This window comes from Algoriphagus halophilus, assembly GCF_900129785.1.
Lineage (GTDB): Bacteria > Bacteroidota > Bacteroidia > Cytophagales > Cyclobacteriaceae > Algoriphagus > Algoriphagus halophilus.
Genome location: NZ_FSRC01000001.1, coordinates 450,291 through 468,224, shown reverse-complemented (window position 1 = coordinate 468,224; position 17,934 = coordinate 450,291). Strand labels below are relative to the sequence as shown.

General features: G+C 38.7%; 18 protein-coding genes. 6 read left to right on the top strand and 12 right to left on the bottom strand.

The features are described 5' to 3' along the window. Position 1: 1 nt before the first annotated feature. A complete protein-coding gene (locus BUR11_RS01980) occupies positions 2–1,273 on the top strand; it encodes a M16 family metallopeptidase (RefSeq protein ID WP_074223157.1) in 1,272 nt (423 codons plus the stop codon). Here BUR11_RS01980 and BUR11_RS01975 read toward each other — a convergent pair. From BUR11_RS01975 to BUR11_RS01965, 3 genes are read right to left on the bottom strand one after another with little or no spacing between them, the layout of a single operon-like run. Beyond that, positions 1,270–2,220, bottom strand: coding sequence for a glycosyltransferase (locus BUR11_RS01975; RefSeq protein ID WP_074223156.1), 951 nt, complete (start codon positions 2,218–2,220; stop codon positions 1,270–1,272). The two genes, BUR11_RS01980 and BUR11_RS01975, sit on opposite strands and share 4 nt — an antisense overlap. Further along, entirely contained in the window at positions 2,217–3,152 is a 936-nt protein-coding gene (locus tag BUR11_RS01970) for a hypothetical protein (RefSeq protein ID WP_084560838.1), read from the bottom strand. The genes BUR11_RS01975 and BUR11_RS01970 overlap by 4 nt, the downstream gene beginning before the upstream one ends. Further along, complete coding sequence (locus BUR11_RS01965; protein WP_074223155.1) at positions 3,124–3,549, bottom strand: sugar 3,4-ketoisomerase; 426 nt, start codon at positions 3,547–3,549, stop codon at positions 3,124–3,126. The genes BUR11_RS01970 and BUR11_RS01965 overlap by 29 nt, the downstream gene beginning before the upstream one ends. A 114-nt stretch (positions 3,550–3,663) precedes the next feature. Here BUR11_RS01965 and BUR11_RS01960 point away from each other — a divergent pair, with 114 nt between their 5' ends. Next, entirely contained in the window at positions 3,664–4,275 is a 612-nt protein-coding gene (locus BUR11_RS01960) for an IMPACT family protein (RefSeq protein WP_074223154.1), read from the top strand. On the opposite strand, the gene BUR11_RS01955 is transcribed toward BUR11_RS01960, so the two are convergent. From BUR11_RS01955 to BUR11_RS01945, 3 genes are read right to left on the bottom strand one after another with little or no spacing between them, the layout of a single operon-like run. Then, positions 4,265–4,870: a 3'-5' exonuclease gene (locus BUR11_RS01955; protein ID WP_074223153.1), complete on the bottom strand. Its 606-nt coding sequence runs from the start codon at positions 4,868–4,870 to the stop codon at positions 4,265–4,267. The genes BUR11_RS01960 and BUR11_RS01955 overlap by 11 nt on opposite strands. 1 nt (position 4,871) lies before the next feature. Next, positions 4,872–6,323 carry a Na+/H+ antiporter NhaC gene (gene nhaC, locus BUR11_RS01950; RefSeq protein ID WP_074223152.1) on the bottom strand — a complete coding sequence of 484 codons (1,452 nt, stop codon included), beginning with the start codon at positions 6,321–6,323 and terminating at the stop codon, positions 4,872–4,874. Between the two features lie 51 nt (positions 6,324–6,374). Further along, positions 6,375–7,472, bottom strand: coding sequence for an NAD(P)/FAD-dependent oxidoreductase (locus tag BUR11_RS01945; protein WP_234982056.1), 1,098 nt, complete (start codon positions 7,470–7,472; stop codon positions 6,375–6,377). Between the two features lie 103 nt (positions 7,473–7,575). Here BUR11_RS01945 and BUR11_RS01940 point away from each other — a divergent pair, with 103 nt between their 5' ends. Further along, entirely contained in the window at positions 7,576–8,055 is a 480-nt protein-coding gene (locus tag BUR11_RS01940; protein ID WP_074223151.1) for an Mpo1 family 2-hydroxy fatty acid dioxygenase, read from the top strand. Here BUR11_RS01940 and BUR11_RS01935 read toward each other — a convergent pair. Beyond that, positions 8,049–10,337: a patatin-like phospholipase family protein gene (locus tag BUR11_RS01935; protein ID WP_074223150.1), complete on the bottom strand. Its 2,289-nt coding sequence runs from the start codon at positions 10,335–10,337 to the stop codon at positions 8,049–8,051. The genes BUR11_RS01940 and BUR11_RS01935 overlap by 7 nt on opposite strands. Before the next feature lie 215 nt (positions 10,338–10,552). On the opposite strand from BUR11_RS01935, the gene BUR11_RS01930 reads away from it, so the two are divergent. Then, positions 10,553–11,053 (top strand): DUF4494 domain-containing protein, encoded by a 501-nt coding sequence (locus BUR11_RS01930; protein ID WP_234982054.1) that lies wholly within the window; start codon positions 10,553–10,555, stop codon positions 11,051–11,053. Between the two features lie 52 nt (positions 11,054–11,105). Here the strand turns inward: BUR11_RS01930 and BUR11_RS01925 are convergent, their stop codons facing one another. The 3 genes from BUR11_RS01925 to BUR11_RS01915 all read right to left on the bottom strand — a co-directional run bounded on the left by BUR11_RS01925 (position 11,106) and on the right by BUR11_RS01915 (position 13,549). Further along, a complete protein-coding gene (locus BUR11_RS01925; protein WP_074223149.1) occupies positions 11,106–12,119 on the bottom strand; it encodes a DUF6515 family protein in 1,014 nt (337 codons plus the stop codon). 20 nt (positions 12,120–12,139) lie between these two features. After that, positions 12,140–12,871 carry a DUF2092 domain-containing protein gene (locus BUR11_RS01920; protein ID WP_084560837.1) on the bottom strand — a complete coding sequence of 244 codons (732 nt, stop codon included), beginning with the start codon at positions 12,869–12,871 and terminating at the stop codon, positions 12,140–12,142. Between the two features lie 69 nt (positions 12,872–12,940). Continuing rightward, positions 12,941–13,549 carry an HD domain-containing protein gene (locus BUR11_RS01915; protein WP_074223148.1) on the bottom strand — a complete coding sequence of 203 codons (609 nt, stop codon included), beginning with the start codon at positions 13,547–13,549 and terminating at the stop codon, positions 12,941–12,943. 70 nt (positions 13,550–13,619) lie between these two features. Between BUR11_RS01915 and BUR11_RS01910 the strand changes: the two genes are divergently transcribed. Then, positions 13,620–14,696 carry a PAS domain-containing protein gene (locus BUR11_RS01910; protein WP_074223147.1) on the top strand — a complete coding sequence of 359 codons (1,077 nt, stop codon included), beginning with the start codon at positions 13,620–13,622 and terminating at the stop codon, positions 14,694–14,696. A 42-nt stretch (positions 14,697–14,738) separates the two neighbouring features. Here BUR11_RS01910 and BUR11_RS01905 read toward each other — a convergent pair whose 3' ends face one another. Next, positions 14,739–15,611 carry an SDR family oxidoreductase gene (locus BUR11_RS01905; protein ID WP_074225062.1) on the bottom strand — a complete coding sequence of 291 codons (873 nt, stop codon included), beginning with the start codon at positions 15,609–15,611 and terminating at the stop codon, positions 14,739–14,741. A 103-nt stretch (positions 15,612–15,714) separates the two neighbouring features. On the opposite strand from BUR11_RS01905, the gene BUR11_RS01900 reads away from it, so the two are divergent. Next, positions 15,715–16,521, top strand: coding sequence for a hypothetical protein (locus tag BUR11_RS01900; protein WP_074223146.1), 807 nt, complete (start codon positions 15,715–15,717; stop codon positions 16,519–16,521). 46 nt (positions 16,522–16,567) lie between these two features. On the opposite strand, the gene ahcY is transcribed toward BUR11_RS01900, so the two are convergent. Then, positions 16,568–17,887, bottom strand: coding sequence for an adenosylhomocysteinase (ahcY, locus tag BUR11_RS01895; RefSeq protein ID WP_074223145.1), 1,320 nt, complete (start codon positions 17,885–17,887; stop codon positions 16,568–16,570). Positions 17,888–17,934 lie beyond the last annotated feature (47 nt).

The following is a 17,934-nucleotide window of genomic DNA, read 5'->3' as shown; positions in this document are numbered from 1 at the left end:
AATGCCATTAGATAGGTCCAAAGCTCCTGAATTTAGAATTCCGGAGGATTTTGAACTTACTCCCCCATTTGAAACTAAGTTGGAAAATGGGGCGAAGTTATTTTTCAATAACACTCCCAATCTGGATGTTGTAAAAATAGAAGTCATAGGAAAAGGGCGAAAAGCATCCCTCCCATTATCCCAGAATTTAATCCCTTCATTTACCTTGATTCTCCTTCAAGAAGGACTTAAAGGAATGTCCGGTGAAGAGATCGCGGAATTCTTCGATTTTCACGCAAGTGAGGTGAACCCTATACTTTCTTTTGCCCATGAGGGATTGGGGTTATTAACTACCAAAAAACATCTGGAAAAAGTCCTTCCCGTATTTATTGACTTATTTTCTGAAGCCACATTCCCTTTAGACTCTTTAGAAAAGCGGAAGTCGCAAAAGAGGCTAGGTTTAAAACTGGAAAAAGAAAAAACTGCTGTAAGAGCCGGACAACTTTTCAGAAAGGCTTTATTTGGACCGGAACATCCCTATGGATTAGAACCAATAGCCTCCCATGTAGATGAAGTCACACAAGATCGATTAAAATTCTATTATGAGGAATTACTCTGGCAGGAAATAGAAATCTTTATTAGTGGGAATTTTTCAGAACAAGAATTAAATGGTCTAGAAAAAGATCTTTCCAGAATCCCGAATAGGAAAGCTACCGAGGAGCTTCTTTTCCCTGAAGTTATTACTAAATATCAATGGATAGAGTCACGTGAAGCGGCATTGCAAAGCAGCATTAGGATGGGAAATTTTTCCATACCAAAATCACATCCTGATTTTATTGGACTCTCGGTGCTAAACACCATTTTGGGAGGTTATTTTGGATCTCGATTGATCAAAAATATACGGGAGGACAAAGGGCATACCTATGGAATATTTTCTAGTCTGGCAGAAATTGGTGACTTTGAATATTGGGTAATCTCCGCGGATGTACAAAAGGCATATTACCAGGAAGTAATAGATGAGATTTACTTTGAAATCAATAAACTAGTAGAAGAACCTGTTGCAAAGGATGAATTAGAGGTCGTTCGTAATTACATGATTGGGCAGATGTTGAGCCGGTTCAGCTCTGCTTTTGATATCATGGACAGATTTAGGGCTGTTCACCACTCAGGCTTAGATTTATCTTATTATTTTGACAAACTCTCTTACCTAAAAACATTTCAACCTGAGGATTTACTCAAACTATCTCAAAAGTATTACCAAAACAAAAAGCTAATAGAGGTAGTGGTGGGTTAACCGATTCTGGTATAAAGCCAGGATAAATCAAACTTAAACCTTGCCCAGAGTTTATAGATCAGAAAAGTTAAACTTTTCAAGTGAATCTCTTCTCCCAAAGCAATAAAACCAGTTGCTACCTCAAAATTTGAGGACCATAAAGCGTGTTTTAGCTCGAATAAAATCCGCTTCCCCAAGGCTTTCATTTCAGAAGGGGTTTCGTTCATGTTTTTGATTTTCTTACAAACAATCAAAGTGCTTGGGAGCATTTTCGATTCATAGGGTATATACTGTCTGCTTGATAAGGAATTGGAAAGCTTACGCTTCAGGACTCCCACATGATCCGAGAATACCAAGGGATATTTTCTGGCCAAGCGAACTTGGATGTCAAAATCCTCATAGGTCAAGTTTTCGTCATATCCTCCTTCTTTTAGCAGAATAGTCCGGTCAAACACAATGGTAGGCGAACAGATATAATAGCTTTGGACCAGAATTTCATAGATATGATTCACTTCTATTTCATGGACTAAGTCCCCTCCTGTCTTCCGGTCGTAAAATGTTTTGACTACTCCATCCTCATCCAAAATATAGGCATCCGAAAATACGAATGCTGCATCTCTAGAAATTTCCAGCATTTTTACCGACAAAGAGAGGTGGTCTGGATAAAGCACATCATCACCTGATAAATCCACTACATATTGGCTGTTGGAGTTCCTAATCGCCTGGTTAAAAAGAGCCAAGTAAGATTGTGGTTCTTGATTAGAAATCAATTCCACCTTTAGGTTTCCTGCGCTTTCCTTTATCCACTTTTGAATTACCTGAAGAGAGTCGTCCGTGCTCCCATTTTCAATAATGATCAATTCCTTTTGAGGGTAATCCTGCAATCGCACACTTTCCAAACATTCCTCTATCCAATCTTCATGATTGAAGCAGATACAGATCACAGAAACCAACTTACCTCTTCTCATAGTTCTAGATTTTTTACCCAGGTCTCTTTGTTTGAAATATCATTCGAGAATTTTGATTTAAAAAACATCAAGGGATGGTTTATCTCATCTCCCAAATCCGAGGAGCCTAAATCGATCAATTTGACTTTCTCATCATTGGCCAATTTAAACAGATTTGCCAGCAATAATTCACCCCCATTTTTGATGGAAGAGTGAGGGTTAATAGCCGAAAGAAAATAATAGATAGAGTCCGAAAAAAGCTTTACTGCTAAACAGTGGGCCACAGGTTTTTCTGCCTCTAGGATGCTGATTAAAAAATATCGATCCGGATACTCTGATACTTGCATGATAATCCTGTTATCATCCAACTGAAATTCATAACCTCGTTCTACATTCCAGTGGCGGATTTCCTTCAAAAAATTAAAATTCCCGATAGAATTAATGCTCATCGAAATAGCACCAGATTGAGTCTTTTTTTGATACCGAGTGTATTCCTGCTGTACCCATTTCTTTATTTTTTTCCGGCCCAAAAAGAATTGATGGCTCAAGATACTGGTTAACTCAAAACCCTGTTTTTGTAAAAGGTAAGCGATTAAATCATGATGCTCTTCATAGGGTTTGGGAGCACAGGTAATTTCTATTTGCCTTACGCCCCTATTCTTCAAAGTATTCAGTACCATTTGAATAAAACATGCCAATGATTCTGTATGTAATTTTTCTAAAATAAATATCCCTCCAAAAGGAGTCATGGGAAGTGAACTTGCGACTAAGTTTGAATCAATCGAAAAAGTGGTCCATGCTTTTCTCTTTCCTTTCTTTTCCCAGAAAAAATCCAATGCTTCTACCTCCCCACTTCCTGAAATATTGGATAATAAATAATCCTTTTTGCATCTTTCAGAGGGTTGAACAATTAGTTCAAATTCTTTACTGATTTCTGTATTGGTAGTTTTCAAAATCTTGTTTATTCCTAATAAAATCGTCTTCAGAAAATGCTCGATCACAGAGCCCAAGTAAAACAGAACCTTCGGAGAAAATAACTGAAACCCAATTTAAGGGAGGGATGAACAACCCTTTTGAAGAAGATTCCAATTTAAATTTTAATAGTTCCCCGCTTACATGGGTCACTTCTACTTCTAAAACTCCAGCCATGGCGATGATTACTTGGGATTCCTGATAATGCGCATGGTTACCTCTGGACTCCCCAGCTTTTACATCTGATATCCAAAAGCATCGTTCAATTCCGCTTGAAAAGAGTGTCCGATCCTTCCAATAATTTAATGTTCCTGTCTCTGACACATGACCTGGAAAGTCTATTAAGTAAGGTAATTTTTTTGCAATCAATTCTATCATCTTTATAAATCCCAATTAATTAAAATTAATAGAAATCAGACGGATTCAAGGTTACTGAATAGTTAAATTTCTAATTTAGCCGTTTACCTAACTCCAAAACCCATTTTATTCCCAATGAATCTAGAGGACTTAGATGACACTTATTTGACCATCAAAAGGCCGAGCGAGGGACTTTATAAGGATCGAAGTAGTAAGTTCTTTTACTTTGCTTTTCCAGTCAGAAGTGAGGAGGAAATAAAAGACCATCTCGCTGAATTGAGAAAGACTTATTATGATGCCAGGCATCATTGCTATGCCTATGTGCTAGGCAAAGAAGCAACTACCTTTCGTGCGGTAGATGATGGAGAACCTAACCATTCTGCGGGAGACCCTATTTTAGGCCAGATCCGATCAAATAACCTCACCAATATCCTCATCGTGGTGGTCAGGTACTTTGGGGGCACAAAACTTGGCATGAGTGGCTTGATCCAGGCATATAAAACTTCTGCAGCATTAGCGATCGAAGAAAATGAGATCATTGAAGAACAAGTTTTATCCTCGGTGAAAATCAAATTTTCTTATCCTGCGATGAATGAGGTCATGAAATTAGTGAAAACCCATGAATTGGAAATCATTCATCAGGAATTGATGCTGGACTGTAAAATGTCTCTGGAGTATAGAAAAGGAATTGAAGAGCAGTTATTAGAAAGTTTAGAAGAAATAGAGTCTCTTGAAATCATTTCTTGAAAAGAGGGTCCAAATAACCTTCCTTTTTTAATTTTTCGAAAATCTCTAAACAAGCCCATGCATCAGTGGCTGCATACCGTTTTTGCTTCTCCGTAAGTTCTTCAGCTTCCCAATTGGAAACTTGTTCAGCTTTGGAGATTCTGATTTTCAGGACCATCCCACAAAGATTTCTAACCCCTACATTATGGAATCCTACTTTCTTTAACTCATCATTCAAATCAAAAAAAGATTGCGGGTAAAAAGAATCCGTCAATTTTGCCAGGCCTTTTAAATCATCATGGACTGCCGCTCCGACCTTCACAATAGCTTCTTTTTCTAACACATTTCTCAAAGCATCTGGAAAGCTCCCAATATTATTCAGCCTAAATAGGAACGCTTGAGTGGAAGTAGATAATTGAAGTAAAGCAACCGGATTAATCACCCCTCTTCGAAAAGCAGGCTTTGTTTCGGTATCAAATCCAATGATCCTTTGCTTTGCCAAAAATTCAGCAACCTCTTCTACATCCTCTATATCATCTATTAAAAACATTTCCCCCTCAAACTGACCGAGGGGCAACTGGTTAATCTCATCTTTACTTATCCTTAAAGGGATCATACTATACTTCTTCTTTCTCGTAATACGTTATTCCAATTTTTAGATACCCAAACAAAATGGTCATGAACGGGCTAATAATATTAAAAAAGCAAAAAGGTGCATACGTTAAGGTTGCCACTCCCAATACTGAAGCTTGAGTAGCGCCACATGTATTCCAAGGCACCAATACAGAGGTTACAGTCGCTGAATCCTCTAAGGTTCGGCTTAGGTTTTCAGGTTTAAGTCCCCTTTTCTTATATACATCCGCATACATTCTTCCAGGAACCAAAATCGCCAGATATTGATCAGAAGTAGTAATGTTAAAAAACACGCAGGTAGCTGCAGTAGAAGCAATCAAAGAACCCACTCGATGTACTTTTTTGATAATTGTCTCTGCCAATACTCTCAACATCCCACTTTCTTCCATTATCCCTCCAAATACCATGGCGCAGACAATTAACCAAATGGTATTCAGCATTCCTGCCATTCCTCCAGTCACCAACAATTCATTGACGACATCGTTACTGGTAACCACACTGATTTCTCCATACAATGACATCATTACTGCTTTGAAACCTTGGTAAGCATAAGATCCATCTTCAGCAGCAATCAAGGAAATGATTTGGGGTTGGAAGATCAAGGCAAAAACTCCTCCCAGCAACGCACCGGTAAGCAAAGCAGGAATTGCCGGTACTTTTTTTATGATCATCCCTAATACCACCAAAGGAACAATAAACAACCAACCATTCACATTGAATCGTTCTAAAATTACGGCAGAGATTGCTTTCACATCCTCAACGGAGCCTACTGTTTCATAATTAAATCCAACCACTATAAATATGATTAAGGTGATTGTAATAGAGGGCACTGTCGTTTTGGCCATGTACCTGATATGGGTAAATAAATCTGTACCAGCCATTGCAGGTGCCAAATTGGTTGTGTCTGACAAAGGAGACATTTTATCTCCAAAGTAAGCTCCGGATATAATCGCCCCGGCTATGATTCCTTCCTCAAAGCCAAGAGCCTTCCCTATTCCTAAGAGTGCTACACCTACTGTTGCTACTGTAGTCCAACTACTACCCGTGGCAATAGATACAATAGCACTTACCACACAAGCTGCAAAAAGGAAAATGGTTGGGTTCAAAATCTGTAAACCATAATAAATCATGGCTGGAACAATTCCACTTAAAAGCCAAGTTCCTGCAAGTGCTCCTATCAGGAATAGAATTAATATACTTGACATGGCAGCACTGATGCTTTTTACAATCCCGTCTTGCAAGGTCTCCCACCTAAAGCCTAATCTAAAAATTGAAACCAAGGCAGCAACCGTGGCAGATAAAATCAGTACAATTTGATTGGAACCAGATAATCCATCCGTTCCAAAAACCTGGATATTTAAGACAAGTAATACTATTAAAAAAATTAAGGGGATAAGGGCGTCAAAAACCTTAGGGGCACGTATAGTTCCTTCCATTAACAGCTGGTTTGTGAATTTAAGTGTTGAATCTAATCAAAAAATATCATTTTATTTTTTGGAAATCAGCTTTGCCAGCTCTTTTCCTACTTGCCAACCGATCGCAACACCCATCCCTCCTAGCCTTACAGCGACACTTGCTTTTTTTCCTACTTCCTGAATAATAGGGGTTTTCTTTTCTCCAAAAGCCATAATCCCGGTCCATTCCTTTTCCCAGACAATCTCTTTATCTGGAAAAATTACCTCATGTGCTAACCTATTCAGATGCGATTTTATTTTTTGATTGATTTCAAAAGCGGTGGAATTCTCCCCTTCAAAATCTATGTTTCGAGCTCCTCCCAACAATAACCTTCCATCTACCTTTCGGAAATAAACATAACCTTTATCCATATGAAAACTTCCTTTCCATGGAATTTCGAAATCTAATGGTTCTGACACCATCACCAACCCTCTTCCTGGTTCCAAAGTAGTATCAGGCAACAATTGCTTGGTAAATGCATTGGTGCAGATAGCCAATTCCTTCCCTTTCATTTCAAATTGACCCTGATCCCAATTATTCTCCACAGACACTACCCCCGAATCCAAATCTATACGCTTGACGTTCACTCCGCTGATAATCCTTACGCCCCATTTACCCGCCAACTTCCACAAGCTAGTGAGGTACATTCCTGGATCAAGTTCACCTTCAAATTTATTTTGGATTACCATTTTCACTTTGGAAGAAAAACCCAATCGATCATGATCGGAAACGATGGAAAACACCTCCTTTTTAAAAAGAGGTTGAAGCAATTTATTGATCTCGTCCATGCGATCCGCAGCTAGCAATTGGCTTTCCTCTAAGAGTTCAAACCCATTTGAAGCCTGATAATTTAAAGCCTTGTCTCCAAATTTTTTTCGAATTTGCTGCAGCCCCCGATACCTTTTTTTTACCAAACCCAATACCTCCGCTTGAGACATATTCTCTAAATCATCCAATATTTCAGTGAGGCTACCAAAACATGCAAAACCTGCGTTTTTTGAACTTGCACCACTTGGGAATGCGCCTCTTTCAAGCACTGCTACTTTTGCTTTGGGATGTTTCTTTTGAAAGTGAATGGCAGTAGAAAGCCCGACAAAACCGGACCCAATCACGATTAAGTCGTATTTCAAAAAATTTTTATTCTCCCAGTAGCTAAACATTTCTTTTTTCCTCCTTAAATGATCAATTGATTTATTAATTTGATGAAACTTGTTGATAAATACCCAAAATGCCATGAGAAAAATAGATGCATTATTGGAGGAATACGGCTTAAGCCATCAAAACCAAACCAATAAATTTATACATTGGATCTGCGTACCATCCATATTTTTCAGTATCGTAGGCCTGATCTATGCTATACCTTCCGAGAGCCTGCATGACTTTGCTCCGTTTTTAGAAGATTTTGCCAATTGGGCCACTTTGGCTTTGGCAGTGGTCTTGATTTATTATGTATCGCTTTCTCCTCCACTGGCCCTAGGGATGTTTTTCTTTTCTGCCATGTGTTTGGCTTTGGCTAATTTTATCAGTTTGGAATTTCCCGGAAAGTTATGGTTGATCAGTTTGGTGATTTTCGCGATTGCTTGGGTATTTCAGTTTTGGGGGCATAAAATCGAAGGGAAAAAACCATCTTTTCTCAAAGACATCCAATTCTTATTGATTGGGCCCGCATGGCTGATGCATTTCATCTACAAGAAAATTGGAATCGCCTATTGAATTGAATCTGTGGACTGAGTGTTGTGTGAATCCTCAAAAATCTCTTCCAAGCGTTTTAGGCTTTGTTGATTTTTCAGGGTGTAAATGCTTGCGAGAATAGACTTTTTCTCCCTCGCTGTTAGTCTCCAGTTTAAAGAAGCCCGCTGCATGGTTTCTTGGCTACCACTTAATTCCCCAGGCTGTACCTTTTCTGGTGCATATTCGAATTCGACTTTTTCCAGTTCAAAAGGCATAGACTCATCCATATAATTAAACAACACTTCATTTTGAATCGTCTGCACATTATCCCAATTCGAGTAAATGTTTTTTAATGGAATAAATATTTTCTCTAAGATTTTCGAAGGATCCGTAGGGGGAATCTCTGTGGATTTTTCAGAATCCCGAATCGTTATTAATACCACCCCGGAAGTATTCTCAGAAATCCATTTTTGAAAAACATAAATAAACCGAAGGGCATCTTGCACTCCAAAATTATCCGATAAGCCCGTGTCCATGGTCTCCATTTCCGGAATGGAAGGCAATTGGACATTTGGAGTAATAAAAGGGAACGTGGCACTCATTCTCAAGGCGGATAAAAAGCGAAGGTTTTCAGGATCATGATCATGAAAAAACCGAACAAAATCGATGGATTGCTTTTTCTCATCTTTTCCACTTTTACCAAGAACAGATGTTCCAAGGTAGGACATGGAATTAGGGGAAATCACCAATTTCCTTCCATCATTGGTGATCAAGGAAGTTACAGGAAGCATTGGAATTTTTGCGGATTGTTCAGGTTCTTTGTAAGCAGAAATGGGTTTGTCCATTACCCCTTCTGTATTGAGGTTTAACTGATTTTCAAACGCATAGCCTCTGTCCTTTAAATGCTTATATCCTCGGTATTCAAAGTATTGATTTCGAATTAATAAATCATTGACCAATAGGGTGAAAATGATAGGGTTTAAATTGTCTGCAGATATTTGATCCAGATATTTCGGATCCATTGGATCTACTGAAGAGTCCGATTGGGACCGAAGGTAAATCTCCCTAAAAAAGGCCTCTCCTATCACCCCTCCTGAGGCACCTGTAAATAACTCTGTATGTTGGATCACCTCACCCTGTTGAATATTATAAATGGATTGAAGGACATGAAAAGTCCAAAGTGATGCTCTTTGTCCTCCACCACTTGCTGCAACAATTACTAGTTTTGGTTTTTCCTCTTCAGGGAATTTATTTTTCCAATTAGTCAAGGTTTTGATGGTTCTCGCTCGATCTTTGGCGACCGTATCTGGATGTAAAAGTTGATTAAGTCTTTGTAGATTATACAGTTCTGGTTTGATTGAATAATTGATCCCGAATGCCTCATGAGGCCTATTTAAAAAAGAGAAATTGGAGAAATAGTTGACCAGAAACAACATAGCAATGACGGCTACAGTAGACCATTTTCTCAACCAAAAACTTACAGCCCCTACTAACATCACAAGGATGGCCAATAACAGGGTCACACTCATCGCTGCAGGGAATTGAAGGATGGGATTCTCTTTAAAAACTCCCAGAAACAAAACAAACAGAATGAGAAATACCTGAATTAAAAATAGATTCAGGTGATTTTGATCGAATACCCTAAGCAATTTAGTCCCTTCAAATCTGGAGATATCCGGACGAACCTTTTCAAATTTTAAGTTCAAGTTTAGGTAGTACAATACCTTATCTTGTTTGGACTTCAGTTCTTTGTACTGACTGATTACATTAGCCCGTGTAAGCCGGACCTTTCTAAGCCGCTTATCCACTGAGCCGGCAAAAAGAATAAAAAAGTCTTTATTGGTGAATGAAAAATATCCGAAAATCAGTGCGTAGGACAATAAACTTCCTCCCGTGAAACCCAGAAAATAATGAAAAACAAACCATTCTGAAGACAAATCATTTCCTAATTGAAATACGATAAATTTGATGCAATAAATGGAATAAAATATGGTAGGAACAATGGAGTTGTTTATACAGAAATGAATAAAGGGTTTTGATAATACCGCCAAAAATTTGAATTGGCTTCCATCCATAATATAGGTAGTCATATGGAACGCCATAGTCAACACTGCAAAACCAATCCCCATCATCATAAAGCTTACCCAAGATACCTGATGCAAGTATTCTGGGTCTAGAAAAAGGAAGGGAATCCCTAACATGACCCCAAACTTTTCCAGGATAATCCCCAAGAGCACTACCCAAATCAAAATAAGGGCAAGATTTTTTCTCAGATGAAGAAGTAAAAGTTGTACTGGAAAACTATACCAGATTTTTTCGCGCATACTTTACTATTTGTTTTCAATTTACAGCTTTTATCAAACCTGAACCAATTCCGCAGGAAAAGGAAAACTTAAAATCTAGATTAAAAAAATTTCAAATGGTATATCATTTATTCTCAATCATTTAATTAAAAACCGAAATAAACAGAAAGTACTTTTAACATGAATCTTATGGTTGTTCAAATGATAAGATTTAGATTCACACTTCAAAATAATGAATGATGAGAACTTGGTTTTTGTGTAAAGTAAAATATGCGAAGGAGAATGAAGAAGGGTTGTTAAAAAACATCTCTGAACAGTATTTGGTAGATGCTGTATCATTCACAGAAGCGGAAGCAATAATATATGACCGTCTTGGCTCTCAAATTAGAGGCGATTTCCAGGTTACCAGCTTAAGCAAAAGTAACATTGTGGATGTCTTTTTCTTCGAAGATGCCGATATCTGGTATAAATGTAAAGTGTCCTATCTAGTTTCTGATGGAGAGAGCGGTAAGGAGAAAAAGGTCACTCAATACATGATTGTGACGGCCTCGGATGTCAAAGAAGCTTATGATAGAATTCAAGAAAGCTTAAACAATATGTTGGTAAGCTTTAGAGTTCCTGATATTGTGGAAAGCCCAATTGTAGAGGTGTTCCCTTATGAGAAAGATGAGATAGCGGAACAATTGCCGGAAGGAAATTTCAAACCACTCTCTGAAGTTCAGGGAACTGAAGAATAAAAAATAAGGGCCTTGAAGAATCAAGGCCCTTTTTAATTTCATTAAATCAAGTTCAACCCTCCACTTCTTCAACCTGCACTATTTCATACATATCTTTTCCATCTTCTTGGACAGGCATATAATACGTATCACCTATTTTGACATACGTCTGATCTCCGACTTTCACCTCTTCCCCTCCTTCGGGTAAAGCATCCACCACTGCACCTGCTGGGGGTGGAACTACCGTATAGCCACCATCACTTTTTTCATAAAAGGTGCCACCATAATAATAGTTGTTTACGGTCGGACTCACTTCTACCTCTTTTGATTCTTTAGGGATCACTTTCACAGTCGCCCCTTGAGGAGCTTCCACTACTACATATCCATCATCCGTTTCCACATAAAACACCCCTTCATCATAATTGTAATCCTGATTTTCAATGGAGACTATGATTGCGGTAGTAGCCAATGCAGCTACAAAAAATCCCCATGGATGCCAAACTGGTCCCCAATAATAGGGGCTGTAGGGATGGTAATAATAGGGTCTAAACCAACTAAACCCGTATCCACCCCAGATATAGGGAGGCCTAGGATAAGGTCTATAGGGAGGTCTGTATGGACGGTAATTCCGAACATGATTATTTCGGACATTGACATTGTTCCTATTGATGGTAATATTGTTGTTTACGATATTTCGATTACCTCCTCCTCGATTAGTTGAAGAGTTATTTCGAATATTGGACACCTTACTAGTATTGGTTCTGTCCCTTGTTACTTTGTTTGCTCCTCCATTTAAGGTGGGCCGTGAACTGGAATTTTTTGGACGGGTATTATCCCGGGTATTCATAGAAGGCCTTGAAGAAGGACGCGTAGTAGGTCTTGTTGTAGGTCTTGTAGCAGGCCTAGTGGAAGGTCTTGATGGTGGCCTACTCATCTGTCTAGATGGAGCTTGTCGCGTGGTAGCCGGTCTTGCACCAGCTCTACCCGCTCCTGCTCTCATTCTTTGCGCCTGGGCTAAGTCGGAAATGAATATCATACCCATCAACCCAAAACCCAGGATCAAAAATTTAATGCTTAACTTTTCCATTGCTCAATTTCGTTAACTAATCAGTTCTGGCTCATCCAGGTAATTTGTTTTGCACTTGGTGGGGGAGAAAATTCAAATATGGAATCCGGATAATCTTGATTGATTTCCCAATCCGAGAAGTCCGTTTCATGCTGATTCGCATAAGGCCCATCAAAATAGGTAATGAGTGTTTTGATGGGCAGAAAATAAGAATCATCAGAAATCCATAGTTGTACAGTAATCGACTCATTGCTTCCCGCAATATGAAAAGCTCGCTTTCCATCTACCAGAGCAATTCCCAAAAATTCCACATAATCCATCTGTTCAGTAAAGTCTTTGGAAAAGCTAGGGTATAAAAAGTCGGCTGTTGTTAATTCAATCCCAAAATCGGTATATAACCAATCAATGGTTTCGATCAAATTATCTGGAGCATCTGCTACGGTATAGATATTATTTTGGTAGGAATAATAAATGACCTGCTCCCCATTATAGGAATATAAATCCTCTTTATTTTCCCCGTGAATCCGGGCCGAAAGTTTATTAGGACCCTTAATTTTTACCTCGCTACTTGAAAAAACCTTGATGAAAAAATCCTCTGCATATACTACATCCTTTGATACGCTGGATGTAAATCCCAAACTATTTAACTCTCCGAAGATAGAACTCATCCTATCTAAGATAATGACCGCAGTGGTATCTATGCTTTTCTCTTGAGCTTTAGCGATTTCAAAAACCAGTAAAAGCATAAGCCCAAAACATAACTTTTTCAACATATTACTTGATTTAAATATGAAAAATAAAATCAAGATAAAAATTCTTTTAATTAAATTCTATTATTCCAATCATTCAAGTGCTGTAATTTGGTGGGTGATCACAAATTGAATTAAATCTTCTACAGGTATAGCTGCACGTTGAGAAGCATCCTGAATATCTTCCCGACTCACTTGTGCTGCAAAAGTTTTATCCTTCAATCGCTTTTTGACTCCTTTGACTTCCATTCCTTCGTATCCTGTAGGACGCATCAAAGAATAAGCATGTACGAATCCACTTAATTCATCAAAAGCATACAACATTTTGTCCATTTCAGATTCAGGCTCTACCCCAAAATACCGAGGTCCATGAGAGGCGATGGCCCTTATCATTCCTGGATCTAAATTTCTGGACTCTAATTCTTCAATTATTTTCTTACAGTGCTGATCGGGCCATTGATCCCAATCGGCATCATGAAGCAAGCCCGCCAAATACCAGAGATGCTGAACTTCATCTGGGTAGTTTTTACTTTGCGCAAATTTTTTCATTAAATGCCCTACTTGAAGCATATGAACTTTTAATTTTTCATTTTTTACCCATTCATCCAAAAGTGCTAGTGCCTCCTCATTTGACATCGCATTCCCAGCATTTTGAGGATTTCCAAAACTATTTCTATTTAAATTCAATGACTCTTGATTCATTTCAAATATATTTTTTTGTATTTTAAATTATATTTTATGTAATTAGATGCAAAATTGGTTAATTTTATAAATGAACGAGGTCAAAGCTTTAGAACTATTAGCACAAGCAGCCATCACTTCTGAGTATTTCATGCAGGTGACCATGGATAAGACTGGCTTAGTTCTAAGTTCTGATTCAGGCATTGGACCTATTCCATCACTTTTTGACAAAACCGAAAAACCAGTTCATTTTGCTGACTGTTTCCTCTCTTCAGATTGGATAAAGTATGAAAATAATAGAATAAAAGCTTGGCATCATCATCAGCAATCATTTCTGGTAGATCTTCAGAAAATTAACTATCCATCCGGAAATTTAATAAAAACCAAATGGGAGTTTTTTTTCATTTCAGAGGATTTTGGAACCTGTTTAGGGATTGGTCACCCTGTAGATCCCGTTAAGCCATACAATATAAGGTTGGGAGATTTTATGGATAGTGAAGAATCTTCCTCTGAAATTATCGACACCCTTTTGGAAGATAAATTATTGGGCTTTTGGGAATTCAACCCTTTTGAAAAAGTAAATACCATTAGCTCTGGTCTAGCCCAAACCTTAGGGTACTCGGAGGAAGAAATAGAAACGAAAGGCAAAATTTCTTGGGAGAAACACATCCATCAGGAAGATTATCGATTATTAACTCAAGAACTAACCCTTCATTTTAAATCCCCAGGAAGTATCCCATTTAAAAAAGAGTTTAGGTTAGTCTCTAAAAGAAATCAGACCATATGGGTAATCGCTTTCGGAAAAACCATCCAATGGACCATGGAAGGAATGCCTAAAAAAGTGCAAGGAATTATTTTGGATATTACAGAAAAGAAAAAACAGGATCTTTGGATGAAGGAACACCAATATTTTTTGAAAGAATTGGCATTCCAGCAATCCCACACCCTTCGTGCTAGAGTGGCCAATATCTTAGGACTAATTGATATTTTGGATATCGAACAGCAATCAATAGAGTCCAAGCGCATATTGGACATCATCAAAAAAGAAACGGTTCAACTTGATCAAGCATTGAAAAAAAGTATCAAAGAGTCCGTTAATCAAAATAAAAATTTTGAAAAGGATTCAGACTCTCTTTCATCTATTCAAAGAGAACTTAAGAGTTCCTGATTTTCCATTTGGATTTTAAATAGCCCCAAATCACTTTGGGGCTTAGTGCTTTTTTCCTCTTGACACTTCCATCATGTCCCACATTTCCTCAGGGATTTGGTCCAAATTATTAAACTCCCCTGCACCTTTTAGCCACTCACCACCATCAATGGTGATTACCTCCCCATTGACATAAGACGAAAAATCAGAAACTAAATAAGCTGCTAAATTGGCTAACTCCTGATGTTCTCCCACTCTACCAACAGGCACTTTTTTAGCGGGATCAAATTTCTTTACCAAATCACCAGGCAACAACCTACTCCAAGCTCCTTCTGTCGGAAATGGGCCAGGGGCAATGGCATTGGAGCGGATTCCATACTTTGCCCATTCCACCGCCAAAGATCTCGTCAAAGCTAGAACTCCTGCTTTTGCTGCTGCGGATGGAACAACATAACCGGAACCTGTCCAGGCATAAGTGGTCACAATATTCAAGAATGCTCCTTTTTGCTTACGCTCAATCCAACTTTTTCCTGCTGTTAAAGTCACTTGAGAGGTGCCTTTCAGTACAATATCCAATACGGTATTAAATGCGTTGGTTGACAACCTTTCTGTGGGGCTGATAAAATTTCCTGCGGCATTGTTTAAGACCACATCGATCTGCCCCAGTTCTACCAATGCAGCAGTCCACATGGCTTCAACCTGTTCAATATCCCGGACATCACAAGCCAAAGGAATTACCTTCCCTCCTTTTTGAGACATCATTTCATTTGCAGTTTCCTGAAGTATCTCCAGCTTTCTCGAAGTAATCACCAGATTCGCCCCTAATTCCAAAAAATACTCTCCCATTGATTTCCCCAATCCAGTTCCTCCTCCTGTAATGAGAATATTCTTTCCTTTTAAGGCTCCTTCTTTGAGCATGCCATCTAAATAATTCATACTTATTTTGGATTCATTCCTACCCAAGATAGGCATTCGGCCTAGTAATTGAAAGGAAGAATTGTTCGCAAAAAGATTCTAATTTTACAGCAGTAGTTTACGCATGAAAAGATTCAACTTTTTCCTGATCCTTTTAAGTATGGCATTCGGTTCCTGTCAGGAAGATGCCGATAAGGTTATTCACACAGATTTGCCCACAGAGGCCAATCAGCTTTTTGATCTCAGCACTGCTTGGAGCGAGAGTTTATACTTTGCCTTACTTTCATTTGATGAATACCAAGGGATGGATACGACCAATACGCTACCAGGCTGTCCAGAATTATTGGTGGAAGAGGATACAAGAAAAGTATGGTTGAATTTTGATCCAGAAAGTGAGTGTCAACAGGCTGGAAATGATAAAAGATCCGGGAAAATCGTGCTGGAATATGCACTTTCAGAAAGTAACTCCGCCTCATGGGCTCTAGAGTATGACGATTATTCCTTCAATGGAAGTAGTATCAGAGGGATCCGGAACTTTAAAAAGGAAAGCTCCAATCAAATCATTGAAAACTTTAATCCCTTAACCATCACCTCAGAGAAAAAATTGACCCATGTCTTCTCGGGCGACATTAAGCATTCAGGGGGTTCGACAATTTCCGATGCCATTGGCTTTATCTCCGGAGGAAACCTCCATGGGGTGAATCCGGCAGGAAGGGATTTCAACATCGAAATCCCATTTGATAGGTTGATGCTTTCTTCCTGCTTCCAGGAAAACAAATTGGTACCCGTAGCAGGGTCTGAAGTTTGGAGTATTAGCCGGGGAGCATCCAAAAATGTTACCTATCAACTTCAATATGAATTATTGGATTCCTGCAATGTGGCAGCAAATGTTATACTACCCGATGGAAGATCCCTGCTCTTGAACCCATAAAAAAAGGCAGCCCTAGGGCTGCCTTTTCATTTATATCAATCGTTGATTAATATCTGTAGTATTCCGGCTTGAATGGTCCTTCTACCGTCACACCGATATATTCAGCTTGTTCTTGAGAAAGAGTTTCAAGTTCAACTCCTAGTTTTGCCAAGTGCAAGGCTGCAACTTTTTCATCCAAATGCTTTGGAAGCACATATACTCCAGGCTTATAGTCTTCACTATTTTGCCATAATTCAAGTTGTGCCAAAGTCTGGTTAGTAAAGGAGTTTGACATCACAAAGGAAGGGTGTCCTGTGGCACAACCTAAATTCACCAATCTACCTTCCGCCAATACAATGATTTCTTTACCATCTAAATCATATAAATCGACCTGAGGCTTGATGACATTTTTAGTATGACCGTAATTCTTATTCAACCAAGCCATGTCAATTTCATTGTCAAAATGGCCGATGTTACAAACAATTGCCTTATCCTTCATCCCTTTGAAATGCTCTTCAGAAAGAATGTCTTTGTTACCAGTAGCAGTAACAATGATGTCTGCTTCTTTCACAGCATCCACCATTTTCTTGACAGCATAACCATCCATTGCAGCTTGAAGCGCACAAATTGGATCAATTTCAGTAACAATTACTCTTGCACCAGCACCTCTTAGAGAAGCCGCAGAACCTTTACCTACATCACCATATCCAGCAACAACAGCGACTTTACCTGCCATCATCACATCGGTTGCTCTTCTGATCGCATCAACTAAAGACTCTTTACAACCATATTTATTATCAAACTTAGACTTGGTAACAGAATCGTTTACGTTGATCGCTGGCATAGGAAGCGTTCCATTCTTCATTCTTTCATATAATCTATGAACGCCAGTAGTAGTCTCCTCAGAAAGACCTTTGATTCCAGCAACCAATTCAGGATACTGATCCAACACCATATTGGTCAAATCACCTCCATCATCCAAAATCATATTTAGAGGCTTACGATCTTCGCCAAAGAACAAGGTTTGCTCGATACACCAATCAAATTCTTCCTCGGTTAAGCCTTTCCATGCATAAACTGAAATCCCTGCAGCAGCAATAGCAGCAGCAGCATGATCCTGTGTAGAAAAAATATTACAAGAAGACCAAGTAACCTCTGCCCCTAACTCCACTAAGGTCTCTATCAATACTGCAGTTTGAATTGTCATGTGTAGACATCCTGCAATTCTCGCATTTTTCAATGGCTTGGATGCTCCAAATTCTTCGCGAAGAGCCATCAATCCTGGCATTTCAGCTTCCGCTAATTTGATTTCTTTTCTTCCCCACTCAGCTAAAGAAATATCTTTAACCTTGTACTTTACGTATTTTTCAGATTTAGTTTCTGACATAATATTGATAGTTAACGAATTAAATTCTTTTAAAAACTCGGGCAAAG